The 15,604-nt window shown below is 69.0% G+C and carries 19 protein-coding genes; 2 read left to right on the plus strand and 17 right to left on the minus strand.

Annotated features, from left to right (window positions below; translation table 11 throughout):
• Window positions 1-6: 6 nt before the first annotated feature.
• The 5 genes from ACLHIH_RS06950 to rpsB all read right to left on the minus strand — a co-directional run bounded on the left by ACLHIH_RS06950 (window position 7) and on the right by rpsB (window position 4,300).
• The gene (locus tag ACLHIH_RS06950) at window positions 7-993 is read right to left on the minus strand and encodes a phosphatidate cytidylyltransferase (RefSeq protein ID WP_411315970.1); all 987 of its coding nucleotides are present in this window, start codon (window positions 991-993) and stop codon (window positions 7-9) included.
• Window positions 994-1,548: a ribosome recycling factor gene (gene frr / locus ACLHIH_RS06955; RefSeq protein WP_411315971.1), complete on the minus strand. Its 555-nt coding sequence runs from the start codon at window positions 1,546-1,548 to the stop codon at window positions 994-996. It lies immediately after the preceding gene.
• 45 nt (window positions 1,549-1,593) lie between these two features.
• Window positions 1,594-2,310 carry a UMP kinase gene (gene pyrH, locus ACLHIH_RS06960; protein WP_411315972.1) on the minus strand — a complete coding sequence of 239 codons (717 nt, stop codon included), beginning with the start codon at window positions 2,308-2,310 and terminating at the stop codon, window positions 1,594-1,596.
• A 99-nt stretch (window positions 2,311-2,409) separates the two neighbouring features.
• Window positions 2,410-3,237 carry a translation elongation factor Ts gene (gene tsf, locus ACLHIH_RS06965; RefSeq protein WP_411315973.1) on the minus strand — a complete coding sequence of 276 codons (828 nt, stop codon included), beginning with the start codon at window positions 3,235-3,237 and terminating at the stop codon, window positions 2,410-2,412.
• A 10-nt stretch (window positions 3,238-3,247) separates the two neighbouring features.
• A complete protein-coding gene (gene rpsB / locus ACLHIH_RS06970; protein WP_411315974.1) occupies window positions 3,248-4,300 on the minus strand; it encodes a 30S ribosomal protein S2 in 1,053 nt (350 codons plus the stop codon).
• A gap of 286 nt (window positions 4,301-4,586) precedes the next feature.
• On the opposite strand from rpsB, the gene ACLHIH_RS06975 reads away from it, so the two are divergent.
• On the plus strand, window positions 4,587-5,171 hold the full coding sequence (locus ACLHIH_RS06975; protein ID WP_411315975.1) for a M23 family metallopeptidase: 585 nt from the start codon (window positions 4,587-4,589) through the stop codon (window positions 5,169-5,171).
• A gap of 5 nt (window positions 5,172-5,176) precedes the next feature.
• Here the strand turns inward: ACLHIH_RS06975 and ACLHIH_RS06980 are convergent, their stop codons facing one another.
• The 10 genes from ACLHIH_RS06980 to ACLHIH_RS07025 form a co-directional block, all read right to left on the minus strand.
• Entirely contained in the window at window positions 5,177-6,127 is a 951-nt protein-coding gene (locus ACLHIH_RS06980; protein ID WP_411315976.1) for a tyrosine recombinase XerC, read from the minus strand.
• A 38-nt stretch (window positions 6,128-6,165) separates the two neighbouring features.
• Entirely contained in the window at window positions 6,166-7,113 is a 948-nt protein-coding gene (locus ACLHIH_RS06985) for a phosphodiesterase (protein ID WP_411315978.1), read from the minus strand.
• Between the two features lie 25 nt (window positions 7,114-7,138).
• Window positions 7,139-8,461: a DNA-processing protein DprA gene (gene dprA / locus ACLHIH_RS06990; RefSeq protein WP_411315979.1), complete on the minus strand. Its 1,323-nt coding sequence runs from the start codon at window positions 8,459-8,461 to the stop codon at window positions 7,139-7,141.
• A complete protein-coding gene (locus ACLHIH_RS06995) occupies window positions 8,458-9,999 on the minus strand; it encodes a YifB family Mg chelatase-like AAA ATPase (RefSeq protein ID WP_411315980.1) in 1,542 nt (513 codons plus the stop codon). Before ACLHIH_RS06995 ends, dprA begins: the two co-directional genes overlap by 4 nt.
• A complete protein-coding gene (locus ACLHIH_RS07000; RefSeq protein ID WP_411315981.1) occupies window positions 9,999-10,364 on the minus strand; it encodes a YraN family protein in 366 nt (121 codons plus the stop codon). Before ACLHIH_RS07000 ends, ACLHIH_RS06995 begins: the two co-directional genes overlap by 1 nt.
• Before the next feature lie 119 nt (window positions 10,365-10,483).
• A complete protein-coding gene (locus ACLHIH_RS07005; protein ID WP_411315982.1) occupies window positions 10,484-10,807 on the minus strand; it encodes a DUF2469 family protein in 324 nt (107 codons plus the stop codon).
• A 65-nt stretch (window positions 10,808-10,872) separates the two neighbouring features.
• A complete protein-coding gene (locus ACLHIH_RS07010; protein ID WP_411315983.1) occupies window positions 10,873-11,553 on the minus strand; it encodes a ribonuclease HII in 681 nt (226 codons plus the stop codon).
• Window position 11,554: 1 nt separating this feature from the next.
• Window positions 11,555-12,322 carry a signal peptidase I gene (gene lepB / locus ACLHIH_RS07015; RefSeq protein WP_411315984.1) on the minus strand — a complete coding sequence of 256 codons (768 nt, stop codon included), beginning with the start codon at window positions 12,320-12,322 and terminating at the stop codon, window positions 11,555-11,557.
• A gap of 63 nt (window positions 12,323-12,385) precedes the next feature.
• Complete coding sequence (gene rplS / locus ACLHIH_RS07020; RefSeq protein ID WP_411315986.1) at window positions 12,386-12,727, minus strand: 50S ribosomal protein L19; 342 nt, start codon at window positions 12,725-12,727, stop codon at window positions 12,386-12,388.
• A 161-nt stretch (window positions 12,728-12,888) separates the two neighbouring features.
• Window positions 12,889-13,410 (minus strand): MFS transporter, encoded by a 522-nt coding sequence (locus ACLHIH_RS07025; protein ID WP_411315987.1) that lies wholly within the window; start codon window positions 13,408-13,410, stop codon window positions 12,889-12,891.
• Between the two features lie 38 nt (window positions 13,411-13,448).
• Between ACLHIH_RS07025 and map the strand changes: the two genes are divergently transcribed.
• Window positions 13,449-14,219: a type I methionyl aminopeptidase gene (gene map / locus ACLHIH_RS07030; protein WP_411315988.1), complete on the plus strand. Its 771-nt coding sequence runs from the start codon at window positions 13,449-13,451 to the stop codon at window positions 14,217-14,219.
• Window positions 14,220-14,232: 13 nt separating this feature from the next.
• Here the strand turns inward: map and trmD are convergent, their stop codons facing one another.
• Window positions 14,233-14,937 carry a tRNA (guanosine(37)-N1)-methyltransferase TrmD gene (trmD, locus tag ACLHIH_RS07035; protein WP_411315989.1) on the minus strand — a complete coding sequence of 235 codons (705 nt, stop codon included), beginning with the start codon at window positions 14,935-14,937 and terminating at the stop codon, window positions 14,233-14,235.
• A gap of 9 nt (window positions 14,938-14,946) precedes the next feature.
• Window positions 14,947-15,588, minus strand: coding sequence for a ribosome maturation factor RimM (rimM, locus tag ACLHIH_RS07040; RefSeq protein WP_411315990.1), 642 nt, complete (start codon window positions 15,586-15,588; stop codon window positions 14,947-14,949).
• Window positions 15,589-15,604: the final 16 nt, after the last annotated feature.

A 15,604-nucleotide genomic window follows, 5' to 3' on the forward strand; every position in this document is an offset into this window, starting at 1 on the left:
GGACGGTCACGCGAAGAGCAGGTAGAGCACGTAGGCGGCCGCGGCACTCGGGAGCACCGAGTCAAGTCGGTCGAGGAAGCCCCCGTGCCCGGGGAGCCACGTGCTGATGTCTTTGATGCCGAGGTCGCGCTTGATGAGCGATTCGGTCAGGTCGCCGACCGTCGCCGTCGCGACCATCGTGAGACCGAAGATGAGCCCGAACCACCAGGGCTGCCCGAGCATGAAGAGTGCGAGGAGCACGCCAGCGAGAACCGCGACGAGGGCGGATCCGGCGAATCCCTCCCACGTCTTCTTGGGGCTGATGCGCGGGGCCATGGGGTGCTTGCCGAAGAGCAGTCCGCTTGCGTACGCCCCCGTGTCGGTCGAGATGACCACGATCAGGAAGGCGAGAGTCCACCACTCCCCGCCGTCTTGAGCGGTGAGGAGAACCCCGAACCCGCCGAGGAATGGCGCATAGGCGACGATGAGCGTTCCCGCCCCGATGTCACTCCAGAACTGCTTGGCGGGGACGCGCCCGGTGGGGGTCGCGAGTTGGGCCGTGCGCGCGAGGGCGAGCAGGACGACCGCCGCGAGGAACGAGAACCACAGGCCCTCTCCCTCGAAGTAGAAGATCGCGGGCACCATCGCGACCGACACCGCGACGGCCGCGAACCGGGGGACATCGCGGCCCGCGAAACGGAGCGCGCTCGCGAGCTCGAGCGCCGTGAACGCCACGAGGGCCGAGGCCACGAGCATGAAGAGCTCTTTGACGACGATGAGGCTCAAGAGCATGCTCACGCCGAGAACGAGCCCGAACAGGATCGCGAGGGGGAGGTTGCGCCCCGTGCGCTCCTCGAGCCTCTCGTTTGCCTGATCGAATTGCGCGCGTCTCGCGGCGACCTGAGCCACGATGTCGTCGCGCGTCGCGAAGGCTCGAGCCTCGAACTCGTCGCGACGCCTGGGCGGGCGGTTGTTCGCGAGAGGTGTCTGGGGGCCTTCCGGAGAGTCCGACATTCAGACCTCGAGCAGCTCGGCTTCCTTCTTCTTGAGCGCGTCGTCGATCGCGTCGATGTGCGCCTTGGTCACGGCTTCGAGTTCCTTCTCCCCGCGGCTGACCTCGTCGTCTCCGACCTCGCTCTTGAGTGCGTCGAGATCGTCCTTGGCCTTGCGGCGGATGTTGCGGATCGACACCTTGGCGTCCTCGCCCTTGCTGCGCACGATCTTGACGAACTCCTTGCGGCGCTCCTCGGTGAGCTCGGGGAGCGTCACGCGGATGACTTCGCCGTCGTTGCCGACGTTCGCGGAGAGGTTCGGCGCACTGACGAGGGCCCGCTCGATGTCTTTGAGCGCGCTCTTGTCGTAGGGCGTCACGAGGAGCGTGCGCGCCTCGGGGTTCTGCATGCCCGCGAGCTGCGCGAGGGGGGTCGGCGAGCCGTAGTAGTCCACGAGGATCTTCTGGAAGAGCGCGGGGTTGGCCCGGCCGGTCCGCACGTTGCTGAAGTCGTCTTTCGCGGCCTCGACCGACTTGTCCATCTTGTCTCTGGCTTCGGTCATGACGTCGGCAATCACGCTGTCTCCTTCGGTGGGGCTTGAGTCGAGTTTAGTCGCGGCAGATCAGTTGGAGAGCAGGGTGCCGATGCGGTCGCCGCGGATCGCGCCCGCGACGTTGCCCTCGGGGGCCATCCCGAAGACGACCATGGGCATGCCGTTGTCCATGCACAGGCTGAACGCCGTCGAATCGACGACCTTGAGACCGCGCACGAGGGCCTCCTGGTAGGTGATCGTGTCGATCCGCTCGGCGGAGGAGTCTTTGTTGGGGTCGGCGGAGTAGACGCCGTCGACCCCGTTCTTGGCGACGAGAACGACGTCGGCATCGATCTCGAGGGCACGCTGCGCGGCGACGGTGTCGGTCGAGAAGTACGGGAGCCCCGCTCCCGCACCGAAGATGACGACTCGCCCCTTCTCGAGGTGTCGCTCGGCGCGACGCGGGATGTACGGCTCGGCGACCTGGGTCATCGAGATCGCGGATTGCACGCGCGTGGCGGCACCGGCCTGCTCGAGGAAGTCCTGCAGGGCGAGCGCGTTCATGACGGTGCCGAGCATGCCCATGTAGTCGGCGCGGCCACGATCCATGCCCCGCTGGCTCAGTTCGGCGCCGCGGAAGAAGTTGCCTCCGCCGACGACGATCGCGACCTCGACATCCTGCGCGGCCTCGGCGATCTCTCGCGCAAGGGCGCTCACGACGTCGGGGTTGACCCCGAGGGAGCCACCGCCGAAGGATTCGCCTGAGAGTTTCAGGAGGACTCGACGTCTACCGGTGTCTGATGTCATGGGGGCTCCTCGCGTGCGGCTCGTTACAGGGTAGGGGGTCGGGCATCGAAAAGGGGTCCGAGCCGCTCACGCGACTCGGACCCCTCGACACACGTGGTGTTACGCGCCGACCTTGAAGCGGGCGAACCCGGTGACGGTGACGCCGGCACTCTCCAGCACCTTCGCGACGGACTGCTTGTTGTCCTTCGCGTAGTCCTGCTCGAGCAGTGCCACTTGCTTAAAGAAGCCCGTGATGCGCCCCTCGATGATCTTCGGAAGAGCGGCTTCGGGCTTGCCCTCGCCCTTCGCGATCTCCGTGACGATCGCTCGCTCGCGCTCGACCTCGTCGGCCGGAACGTCGTCGCGGCTGAGCACCTGCGGGTCGGCGAACGCGATGTGCTGCGCGACACCGCGAGCGGTCTCGGCGTCGTCACCCGTGTAGCCGACGACCACGCCGACCTGCGGCGGGAGGTCCTTGCTCGTGCGGTGGAGGTAGACCTCGAAGTTGTCACCCGTGACGACGGCGACGCGGCGGAGCTCGATCTTCTCTCCGAGCACCGCGGCCTCGTCACCGATGAGTTCGGCGACCGACTGCTTGCCGGCGGGAGCCGCGAGGGCTTCCTCGACGGTCGTCGCACCCGCGGTCGACACGAAGTCGAGCACGTTCTGGCCGAGCGCGCCGAAGCGGTCGCCCTTCGCCACGAAGTCGGTCTCGCACGCGAGCTCGATCATTGTCGTCGCACCCGATGCCTGAGTCGCCGCGACGAGCCCCTCGCTCGTGGAGCGGTCGGCACGCTTCGCGTTGCCCTTCGCTCCCTTGAGACGGAGGAGCTCGGTGGCCTTGTCGAGGTCGCCGTCGGCTTCCACGAGGGCGTTCTTGGTGTCGACCATCCCGGTGCCGAGGCGGTCGCGGAGGGTCTTGACGTCAGCGAGGCTTACGTTTGCCATCTGGGTGTCCTTACTTGCTCGACGCAGCGGAAGCTGCGGGCTTCGTGGGGGCGGCGGGGGTCTTCTCCTCGTCGCTCGCTTCGGCTTCGATCTTCGCCTCGGTCTCAGCGTCGGACTCGACGGTGTGCTCGGGGACGATCGTGTCGTCGGCGGCGGCTTCGTTCTCCGCGGCGACCGCGTCGGCGTCGTTCTCTTCGACCGGGAGGTCGGCGGCGGGCTCCTCGGCTGCGGGAGCCTCGGTCGCTGCGGGGGCCTCGGTCGCTGCGGCGTCGGCCGCGGGAGCAGCGTCGGCGGCGGGCGCGTCGGCCTGTCCGAGCAGTTCAGCCTCCCACGCCGCGAGGGGCTCGACGGGAGCGTCGGCCTCGTCGGGCTTCTGGTGACGCTGGATGAGACCCTCGGCCGCAGCATCCGCGATGATGCGGGTGAGGAGTCCGACCGAACGGATGGCGTCGTCGTTGCCCGGGATCGGGTACTGCACGTCGTCGGGGTCGCAGTTGGTGTCGAGGATCGCGATGACCGGGATGCCGAGCTTGTGCGCCTCGTCGATCGCGAGGTGCTCCTTCTTGGTGTCGACGATCCAGATCGCCGACGGGGTCTTGGTGAGGTTGCGGATTCCGCCGAGGCTGCGGTTGAGCTTCACGAGCTCACGCTTCTTGATGAGGAGCTCCTTCTTGGTGAAGCCCTTCGTGGTGTCGTCGAAGTCGAGCTCTTCGAGCTCCTTCATGCGCGCGAGGCGCTTCGAGACCGTCTGGAAGTTGGTGAGGAGCCCACCGAGCCAGCGCTGGTTCACGTAGGGCTGGCCGACGCGCTGAGCCTGCTCGGCGATGGAGCCCTGAGCCTGCTTCTTCGTTCCGACGAAGAGGATCGTTCCGCCGTGGGCGACGGTGTCCTTGACATAGTCGTAGGTCTTGTCGATGTGGGCGAGCGACTGCTGCAGGTCGATGATGTGGCTGCCCGAGCGCTCGGTCAGAATGAAGCGCTTCATCTTCGGGTTCCAGCGACGGGTCTGGTGTCCGAAGTGGACACCGCTGTCGAGCAGCTGGCGAATGGTGACAACGGCCATGGCCGTCTCCTTTTCCGGCAGGGCGAAGCCCGCCAACTCAGTTTGTCGTCGCGGCCGTGTGGCGCGATCCCTGGTGCCCTGGCGCACATCCGCACCGGCGACGGACGAGTCCGTCGGAGAGTGACTGAGTGGATGTGGCGGCCGGATGGGCACGCGTAGTCAGCGCGCACGCGCGCTGCGAGAGTAATACTAGCACCGGTCCTGCAGAACCGGCGCGGTCGCCGGGTATCCACGGACGGACGCCGCGAGCATCTTCCGACGGCCGCCCGGGCCGAGACTCGGTGCCATGTCGCTCCCGTCCCGCCTCGCCGAGGTATCCCGGCTCAGCCTCGCCGCGACGGCACTCGTGTGCCTCGCGATCGTGGGGGCTTCACCGCCCCCGTCGGTGCGCGGCGGGGCGGGAGAGGCTGTCTCCCTCACCGTGCCGGGCTCGGACCCGTCGAATCGGGGCGAGCCTGGGAGGTGGGCGTGGCCGGCGCCCTCCCCCCACGTCATCGTGCGCGAGTTCGTCGCGCCGGCGACGGCATACTCGGCCGGGCACCGCGGCATCGATGTCGGGGCTGCCGAGGGGGCCGAGGTCACGGCACCCGAAGCGGGAACCGTGCACTTCGCCGGCGTCGTCGTCGATCGACCCGTCGTGTCGATCAGACACGCCGACGGGCTCGTGTCGAGTTTCGAGCCCGTGGACCCGTCGGTGTCTGAGGGCGACATCGTGGCGCGGGGGCAGCAGATCGGCACGCTCGAGGCCGGCCACTGCGCGGCACCCTGCCTGCACCTGGGGGCGAGGCTCGACGGAGCATACGTCTCGCCGCTCCTCTATCTCACGGGGATTCCGAGAGCCGTGCTCCTGCCGACCCGCCCGCTCGAGTGACCCCGCTACGCCCGGGGGTGCGCGGAACGGTAGCTGTCTTTGAGTCGTTCAGTGGAGACATGCGTGTAGATCTGGGTGGTGCCGAGGCTCGCGTGTCCGAGCATCTCCTGCACGGCGCGGAGGTCGGCACCGCCGTCGAGGAGGTGGGTCGCCGCGGTGTGACGGAGCGTGTGCGGCCCCGACGATCCGGAACCGGGGAGGTCGGCGAGCATCCGGGCGACGACGCGATAGACGCTGCGCACTCCCAGGCGGCGCCCCTGCGATCCGATGAACAGTGCGGGCTCGATGCGGGGGCGATCGCTCGCCTCGGGCAGGAGGGTGGGGCGCGCGTCGACGAGGTAGCGCTCGACGGCGGACTTCGCCGGCACGCCGAACGGAACGACGCGCTCGCGCGAGCCCTTGCCGGTGACGCGCACCGTGAGCCTCGCCATGTCGACGTGGCGCACGTCGAGACCGGCGAGCTCGCTCACGCGCAGCGCCGACGCGTAGAGCAGTTCGACGATCGCGACGTCGCGGATCGACTCGGGGTGGCCCGTCGCTGCGCGCTGCTCGAGCACCTCGAGGCACGCGTCGACCTGATCGCGAGTCAGCACCCGCGGAAGGTGGTTGTCGGCGCGCGGGGCTTTGAGTCGCACACCCGCGTCGGTCGGCGTGTGCCCCGCTCGCATCGCCCACGCGGTCAGGGCTCGAGCCGACGCGGATCGCCTCGAGAGGGTCGCGCTCGTGAGCCCCCGCTCCGATGCCCGCCACAACCAGTCGCGCAGCACCTCGAGGGTGACGTCGCTCGCGCTCGCGACGCCGTGTTCGGCGGCGAAGTCCACGAGGTCTGCGAGGTCGGATCGGTAGGCGCGCGCGGTGTTCTCGCTCAAACCGCGCTCGACCACGAGATGGGTGGCGAATTCGTCGACGGTGCGCTCGAGGGCGGTCGCGCGCTTCGGTTCCCGCTCGACGGTCATCGGGTGCCGCGCATCATCGGTCTGTCGTCACGGCGCGCTCACCGGTTCTCGATGTCGGCGACGGTCACGGTGGATGCCTTGTTGGAGAAGACCTCGACCCTCTCGTCGGGGGTCATCGCCGCGATGTTGCGCAGAAAGGTCTCGCTGAACCCGCTCACGATGGGCGAGTCGCCGATCGGCACGACGGAGTGCACGACGCGGTCGTCGTAGACATGCACGAGGTTGAACGCGCGCCCGCCGTCGACTCCCGCGAAGGTGCCGGCGAGGGCACTCAAGTCGAGGGTGTAACACGTCGCCGAGGCGACACTCACGGGCACCCCGGCGAAGGTGCTGTGCGTCGTGTAGTGCAGGTGGCCCCCGAGGATGCCTCGCACGTCGGTGTCGCGGATGACGTCGGCGAGTTCGTGCTGCCGCTGCAGTTCGAGAACGCTCATGAGGTCGATGGATGTCGGGATCGGCGGGTGGTGGAGGGCGAGCAGGGTGCCGTGCGCTGCGGGAGTCGCGAGTTGTCCGCGGAGCCACGCGAGCTGATCGGCGGCGAGTTCACCGTGGTGGTAGCCGGGCACTGTCGTGTCGAGCACGATGACGCGGAGCCCGCCGAGGGTGTGCACGCGGTCGTAGGGTGCGCCGGGATCGGTGGCGCCCGAGTCGTTCAGGAGGTGGGAGCGCAGGAGGTGGCGCTCGTCGTGGTTGCCCATGACCCAGATGATCTCGGCACCCAGGCGCGCGGCCGCCGGTTCGACGATGCTGCGGAGTCGGTCGTAGGCCTCGGGTTCGCCGAGGTCGGTGAGATCTCCGGTGAAGACGATCGCTTCGGGCGCGGTTCCGGATCTCTCGAGTTGGCTGAGCGCGAGCTCGAGGGTGCTCTGCGTGTCGACGGCCCCGTGCAGCGGGCGGTTGCCACCGAGGAAGTGGGTGTCGCTGAAGTGGGCGATGACGTGCGCGGGAGCGGCTGGCGTTGCGGGGTGCTGTCCGATGCTGGTCACGCGACCAGAGTAGACGCGGCCGCCGTCACCGCACCCAACCACGCTCGACGCGGCGCACGACTCCCTCCAGGTCGAGGGTGCCGAGCACTCCGCGAACCGTGTCGACCGCGAGGCCGCTGCGCGCGGCGATGTCGTCGACGGTGCGCGGCGACCTCGAGGTGACAGCGTCGAGCACGCGGGTCTGCTCGGCCGACGGTCGGTCTCCGTCGCTGCGGCGGCCCCGACGGCTGTGCGCCTCGCCGGCCGTAGCCGTGTCGGGCTCGGAGTGCAGCTGGGACTCGAGGGGCGCGAGTTCGGCCATCTCCTCCGCGCTCGTGACGCACACGGCGTCGAACTCGCGGATGAGTCGGTGGCACCCCGCAGACGCCGCACTCGTGACGGGCCCGGGCACCGCTCCGAGGGGCCGACCGAGGGCGGCCGCGTGGCCCGCCGTGTTGAGGGAGCCCGACCGCCAGCCCGCCTCGAGCACGATGGTGGCGCCGCTCATCGCCGCGATGATCCTGTTGCGCTGCAGAAACCTCCACTTCGTGGGCGACGACCCGCACGGGAGCTCGGAGACGACCGCCCCCGATTCGACGATGCGTGCGAGGAGGGCGTCGTGTCCGCTCGGGTAGAACCGGTCCACTCCCCCGGCGAGCACGGCGATCGTCTCGCCCGAACTCGCGAGCGCGGCTCGGTGCGCCATCCCGTCGACCCCGTAGGCGGCTCCGGAGACGATCGTGTATCCGCGATCGACGAGCCCCGCGGATGCCTCCATCGTCACGTGTTCGCCGTAGTTCGTCGCGGCACGCGCGCCCACGAGGGAAATGGATGAGGCGTGGGTCTCGAGGGTGGTCTCCCTTCCCCGCATCCACAGCGCGATCGGGGCGTGGTCGCCGAGGTCGTCGACTCCCGTAGGCCAACCGGCGTCTCCCGGGCGGACGAGGCGCACGCCGTAGCGTTGCGCTTGCGTGAGGGAGGTCAGAGCGGTCGCCGACACGACGCGCGGCCGCCAGCGGGCGAGGGCCGCCGCGAGGTCGTCCGTCGACACCGAGCTGGGTGCGGCGGAATCCGCGACGGCGGCGCGTTCGGCGGCACGGTCGGCGAGCCTCTCGGCTAGCTTCTCGACGGGCCACGCGTCGACGACGGCGGTGAGGGCGGGAGCCGCACCGAGCACCCTCACGAGCACGCCGGCCACACGGTCGCCGGGTTCGGCGATGCCGGTCCAGGTCGCGCGAGCGAACCTGTCGGCGATCTCGTCGCGGTCGGGAGAGCGCAGCACCGCGGCATCCGCATCGAGTCCGTTGTCGGGGATGACCGCGCGCACGAGGGGTGCGACGACAGCCTCGGTGAGTCCGAACATCGTCATGACGCCATGGCCTTTCGCAAGTAGAGCGCGCGCCCGATGTGGTCGGCGCCGGGGAGGGGGGATCCGTCGAGGTCGCTCAACGTCCAGGCGACGCGCAAGACGCGGTCGTATCCGCGCATCGTGAGCCCGCCGCGCTCGAGGGCGCGATCGATCGGCGCCGTCGTCGTGGTGCCGAGCCTCATTCGCGGCGACCGCAACCACGCGCCGGGTACGTGGCTGTTGAGCTGCCACCCTGTCGTGGCGAGGCGCTCACGGGCGCTTGCTCGCGCGGTCACGACGCGCGCTCGAGCGTCGGCCGAGCGGGACCGCGGCGCGTCGTCGACGAGGCGGAGCTGCGCCGAGGTGATGCGGTGCACGCGCAACTGGATGTCGATGCGGTCGAGGAGCGGGCCGGAGAGCCTCGCGAGGTAGCGGCGTCGCGAGTGCGGTGGGCACGTGCACTCGGCGTCGCGGTCTCCGAAGTGACCGCACGGGCAGGGGTTGGCGGCGAGCACGAGCTGGAACCTGCCCGGGAAGTGCGCGACGGAGTTGGCCCGGTGGATGCTGATGACGCCGCTCTCGAGGGGCTGACGCAGGGCGTCGAGAACCGACGACGCGAACTCCGGGGCTTCGTCCATGAAGAGCACACCGTGGGAGGCGCGGGCCGCAGCGCCCGGACGGATCGTGCCGCTCCCTCCCCCGATGATGGAGGCGGCGGTAGCCGTGTGGTGCGGGGATTCGAGCGGGGGCCGCGTGCGCAGTGACGTGCCCACGGGCATCCCGACGAGCGACCGCAGGCAGCTGACTTCGAGGGCAGCGTCGGTGTCGAGGTCGGGGAGGATCGAGGGCAGCCGGGAGGCGAGCATCGTCTTGCCCGAGCCCGGCGGGCCGAGCATGAACATGTGGTGGCCACCCGCCGCCGCGACGAGCAGTGCTTCGACAGCGTCGTCGTTGCCGATGACGTCGGCGAGGTCGAGCGAGTCGTCGTCGCTCGGAGGCCCGGTGTCGACGGAGAGCGGAACCGCCTCGACGGGGACGGGGTCGAACTCTCCCCCGTGCCAGATGGCGGCGTCGCGCAGCGAGGCGACCCCGACCACGCGCACCCCGGGAACGAGGCTCGCTTCGTCGGCGTTCGCCTTCGGCACCATGACCGTCTCGGCGCCCGCTCGCGCGGCCGCGAGAACGGCCGGCAGGATGCCCGGGGTGGGCCGCAGTCGTCCGTCGAGCCCGACCTCGCCGAGATGCACAACCCGCTCGACCGATTCGGCAGACACCGTCTGACCGGCGGCGAGGGCCGCAAGCGCGATGCCGAGATCGAACGCCGACCCGTGTTTCGGCAGGGCGGCAGGCGAGAGGTTGATCGTGAGCTTGCGGGTGGTGAGCTCGAGCCCCGAGTTGGCCGCGGCCGCGCGGACCCGATGCTGGGCTTCGGACAGGGCACTGTCGGGCAGTCCGATGATCACGAACGCGGGCAGCGCACTCGAGATGTCGGCCTCGATGTCGACGATCGCTCCCGCGAGTCCGAGCAGAGACACCGCCCTCGTGCGCGCGACGGCCATCAGAACACCCCCTCGAGGTGGTCGACGACGGGCTCGGCCCCCGAGGGCGCGATGACCGCGACGGCGTCGATGCGGACGTGCGCGCCTCGGCCGCCCGCACCGGGGTGCGCCTCGCACCATGCTCCCGCGAGCCGGCGCAACCGCGCGAGCTTGACGGTCGTGATCGCCTCGAGCGGATGCCCGAAGAGCGAACTCGACCTCGTCTTGACCTCGACGAACACGATCGTCGAACCGTCTCTCGCAACGACATCGATCTCGCCGAGCGGGCACCGCCAGTTGCGCTCGAGGATCGTGAGCCCCTTGCCGCTCAAGTGGGCTGCCGCGAGGTCTTCACCCCGCCTGCCGAGCTCGTCTTTCGCCGCCATGAGCACCTCCGCGATCGAGCGTGGCGGAGGTGCGGCGCGCCTGGCGGCGCCGAACTCGCAGCGGAGGCATCCGCCGGGCTAGGCCGACCTGGGGAGGAAGGGAACGATCGGCGTGCGCCCTACTCGTCGAGCGCGAGATCCTTGGGCAACTCGAGCTCCTTCGACGAGAGCTCCTCGACGTTGACGTCTTTGAACGTCAAGACCCGCACCGATTTCACGAAGCGGTCGGAGCGGTAGACGTCCCACACCCACACGTCGTTCATGGTGAGCTCGAAGTAGAAGTCGTGCTCGGTGTCTTGCCTCACGAGCGCGACGTCGTTGGCGAGGTAGAAGCGGCGCTCCGTCTCGACGACGTAGCGGAACTGCGAGACGACGTCGCGGTACTCGCGGTAGAGAGCGAGCTCGACCTCGCGGTCGTAATCCTCGAATACGTCGTCGTCCATGCTGCGGCAATCCTACGCTTCGCGCAGCACGTCGACCGCCGCGCCCGCAACGCCTCGCGAATCGCTCAGGACGCGAGAGCCACGGTCGTGGGCGCGGTCGTGGGCGCCGCCGACTTGAGCCACGAGCGGCGGTGCAGGTCCGTCGCACCGAGCCGTGCGATCGCGTCGAGGTGACGGGCGGAACCGTAGCCCTTGTTTCCCGCCCACTCGTAGCCGGGGTGCCGGGCATCCGCCTCGATCATGAGCCGGTCTCGCGCGACCTTCGCGATGACGGATGCCGCGGCGACCGACGCGCAGTCGCGGTCGGCTTTGACGCAGAGCTCCACGAGCACCGGCGCTCGAAGGGCGGGGTTGAGCCAGTCGAAGGCTCCGTCGAGAAGCACGATCGACGACGAGATGTCGGCTCCGGCAGCGTGGAGTTCGAGCAGCCCGCGCCGCCCGGCGAGGCCGAGCGCGGCCGAGAGACCGATCTCGTCGACCTCGCGGGCCGTAGCCATGCCGACCGAGCAATAGCGTGCCCACGCGTGCGCGAGCGGGGCGAGCTCTTCTCGGCGCTTCTCGCTCAGCATCTTCGAGTCGCGCAGGCCCGCGGGGATGGGGTCGACCGCCGTGTCGACGAGGGCGAAGCCGACGGCGACGGGGCCCGCGAGTGCCCCGCGACCGACCTCGTCGCAACCGATCACGAAGCGGTGGCCGTCGGAGTGCAGTCGAGCCTCGAGGTCGAGGGTCGGATCCGCCACCGCCACGTCAGTCGCCTGCGGGGTCGACGCCGCGGAAGGTGTCGGGGTAGTTGTCGAGCCAGCTCCAGTGACTGATCGGCCACGAGACGACGAAGGCGCGCCCCACGACGTTGTCGATCGGCACGAACCCGAGTGCGGGCGGCTGAGGGTTGTAGCGCGAGTCGCGCGAGTTGTAGCGGTTGTCGCCCATGACCCAGAGCGAGTTCTCGGGCACCGTCACCTCGAAGTCGTCGAACGAGACCTTGGTCACGCCGTCGGGCAGATCGAGGTAGGGCTCGTCGAGGGGGACCCCGTTGACCTCCATCTGGCCGAGCTCGTTGCAGCACGCGACGACGTCGCCGGGCAGACCGATGACTCGCTTGATGAGGTGGTCGTTGCTGTCGGAGGCGCTGAGCCCCACGAGGGTCAAGAACCAGTCGACGGCACCCGCGACGGGGTTGACCTCGGGCTCGGGGCGATCGGGCAACCACCCGCCCGGATCGCGGAAGACGACGACGTCGCCGCGCTCGATGTCGATGGCTGCGGGCACGAGCTGGTTGACGATGATGCGGTCGTTGATCTGCAGGGTGTTCTGCATCGACGAGGAGGGGATGTAGAACGACCGGATGAGGAACGTCTTGATGCCGACGGAGACGATGATCGCGATGAGGAAGATGACGGCGATGTCTCTCACGAAGAGCAACACGCCTCGCGAACGACTGTCGGATGGGCGATCGGCCGCCTCGTCATCCCGGGTCGCGCCCGCGGGCCGCGACGAAGGATCTGTATCTGTCATTAAACCCCTGAGCTCCCCTCCATCGTACGCGGAGGGGAGCTCAGGGTGATGCTGGGGGAAGCGTCAGCGCTTCTCTTTGATCTTCGCCTTCTTGCCGCGCAGGTCGCGCAGGTAGTACAGCTTCGCGCGACGGACGGCGCCGCGGGTGACGACCTCGATGTGGTCGATGACGGGCGAGTGCACGGGGAACGTGCGCTCGACGCCGACCTGGAAGCTCACCTTGCGAACGCAGAACGTCTCGCGGATGCCCTCGCCCGAGCGGCCGATGACGACGCCCTGGAAGACCTGGATTCGCGAGCGCGTGCCTTCGACGATGTTCACGTGCACCTTGACGGTGTCTCCCGCGCGGAAGTCGGGGATGTCGTTGCGCAGTGACGCGGCGTCGACGTGGTCGAGAATGTGCATGGCTGATTCGCTCTCTGTGACCGCCACGGGTCGATCACTGTTCAGGTGAAGCTGGAGTGTGTGAGTGTGCAGTGACGGTTCGACCGTCAGCGCGGACCCCCCTGTGGCAGGGCCGAGCAATGGCACAAGGGGTTATTCTGCCACAGAACCGCGCTGCACCGCTACGAACGCGAGCTGCTGGATCCCGAAGGCGGGTCGATGCGGATGACGTCGCCGTCACCCCGCGCGAATCGGGTCGCCTGATACTCCCCCGCGGGCACCGCCGTCTGATCGAGCGACGCGAGAACCGTTTCGACCCTCTTGCGCGCCGCGGTGATGAGCTGCCACACGGCGACCCAGAACACGGCGACCGTCACGAGGAAGAGCACGCCGGCGAGGAGGCCCGCGAAGAGGGAGTCGGCGACGGCGATCGCCACGCCGTAGCCGATCGCCGTGAGGTACCACGCCGAGAGGGCGCCGACATCGATCCACGAGAGTGTTCGTGTCGATCGCACCGACTTGCGACCCCACGTGAGGAAGAGGACCGCGACCATCGCGATCGCGAGGGTCGGCCAGATGACGAAGACGAGGGCGCCGATGGCGCCGACCCCCTCGGTCGCGATCGATCGGGCGACGACGATCCAGAGCGGAACCGCGACGATCGCGGCAATCTGCACGTAGTAGAACGCTCGACGAAGCCACATGGTGCCAGGGTACGCGTCGAAGCGGGGAGAATGGGGGGATGATCGAGCTGCGCACACCGAAAGAGATCGACGAGATGCGGGCCGCGGGCTCCTTCGTCGCCGACGTCCTCACCGAGCTGACCGCGGCGACCGCCGTCGGAACGAACCTGCTCGACCTCGACCGCCTCGCGCACCGCAGGATCACTGAGCGCGGTGCCGAGAGCTGCTACATCGACTACCACCCGTCGTTCGGCGCGAGCCCGTTCGGCAAGGTGCTCTGCACGTCGGTCAACGACGCCGCCCTGCACGGTCTCCCCTTCGACTACGTCATACGCGACGGTGACCTCGTGAGCCTCGACTTCGCCGTCTCGGTCGACGGCTGGGTCGCCGACAGCGCCGTGTCGTTCGTCGTCGGAACCGCGAAAGAGGAAGACCTCCGGCTCATCGACGTCACGCAGAAGTCGCTCGACGCCGGCATCGCGGCCGCGGTCGTCGGCAATCGCGTCGGCGACATCTCTGCGGCGATCGGCGCCGTCGGGCGAAGTGCGGGCTACGAGGTCAACACCGATTTCGGTGGACACGGGGTGGGTCGCACGATGCACGGCGACCCGCACATCGCCAACGACGGTCGCCCGGGGCGCGGGTTTCCCCTGCGGGCGGGCCTCGTCTTCGCGATCGAGCCGTGGCTCATGCAGTCGACCGGCGAGATCTTCACCGATCCCGACGGCTGGACGCTGCGGTCGATGGACGGATCACGCGCCGCGCACGCCGAGCACACCGTGGCCATCACGGATGACGGCCCCGTCGTTCTGACCGCCCGCTCGAGCTAGGCGGGTAGGGGCTCTACTCGGGCGGAAGCAGGTCGGGACGCACCCTCCGAGTGCGCTCGAGCTGTTGGTCGCGCCGCCACTGCGCGATCGCCCCGTGATTGCCGCTCAAGAGCACGGGCGGCACCGCTCGACCACGCCACTCGGCGGGTTTCGTGTAGCTCGGGTACTCGAGCAAGCCGTCGCTGTGGCTCTCTTCGACGAGACTCGCGGGGTTGCCGACGACACCGGGGATGAGCCTGCCGACGGCCTCGATCATGGCCATGGATGCGACCTCCCCGCCGTTGAGCACGTAGTCGCCCATGCTCACGAGCCGCACGCGCGCCCGCGTCGAGGCGTAGTCCACGACGCGCTGGTCGATGCCCTCGTATCGGCCGCAACCGAAGACGAGCTGGTGCTCCGTCGCGAGCTCGACTGCCATCGCCTGAGTGAAGCGTTCCCCCGCGGGTGACGGGAAGATGATGACGGGGTCGGCGATGCCGCGTCCCTCGCTCGCGTAGAGGATGTTGTCGATCGCGTCGCCCCACGGCTCGGGGCGCATGACCATGCCCGCTCCCCCGCCGTAGGGGGTGTCGTCGACGGTGCGGTGCCGGTCGTAGGCGTAGTCGCGCAAGTCGTGCACGCCGAGTTCGATCCGGCCCGCCTTGCGAGCCTTGCCGAGGAGCGAGACGTCGAGCACCGAGAAGAACTCGGGAAAGATCGTGACGATGTCGATGCGCATCGCGAGCGATCAGGTGGGCTGGTCGGCCGGAGGTGCCGTATCGACGGGTGCCGCTTCGACCGGTGCCGCTTCGACGGCTGCCGCCTCGGCAGGCTCGGCGGTCGACTCCGACTCCGGCTCGTGCTCCGGCTCGTCAGGGAGCTCCTCGAAGAGACCGGGAGGCGGTGTCACGGTCACGGTGCCCGCGGCGATGTCGACGGCGGGAACGATGGCCTTGACGAACGGCACGAGAACGTCGCCCGACTCCGTCTTCACGTGCAACAGATCTTGCGCGGGCAGATGGTCGACGAGCGTCACTCGACCGATCGTCACACCATCACGCACGACCGCGAGCCCGACGAGCTGGTGGTCGTACCACGCATCCTCTTCGTCGGGGCTCTCGGCGAGGTCCTGGTCGACCCACAGGATGGCTTTGACGAGAGACTCGGCGGCATCGCGGTCGGGAACATCCTTGAAGAATGCGACGGCGTGAGAGTTGTACCACTTGAGCTCGACGAGCTCGATGGTCTTGCCGTGCCACGAGGAGCTCGTGGGCACTTGCAGCTGAAACACGGCGCCCGGAACGAAACGTCGTTCCGGGGCATCCGTGTAAAGCTCGACCTTGATCGCGCCCTTGAGCCCGTGGGCCTTTGTGAGGCGACCGACCCGCAACTGGGTCTTGTTCGAC

This window comes from Marisediminicola sp. LYQ134, assembly GCF_046599635.1.
In the GTDB taxonomy this organism is placed as follows: domain Bacteria; phylum Actinomycetota; class Actinomycetes; order Actinomycetales; family Microbacteriaceae; genus Marisediminicola.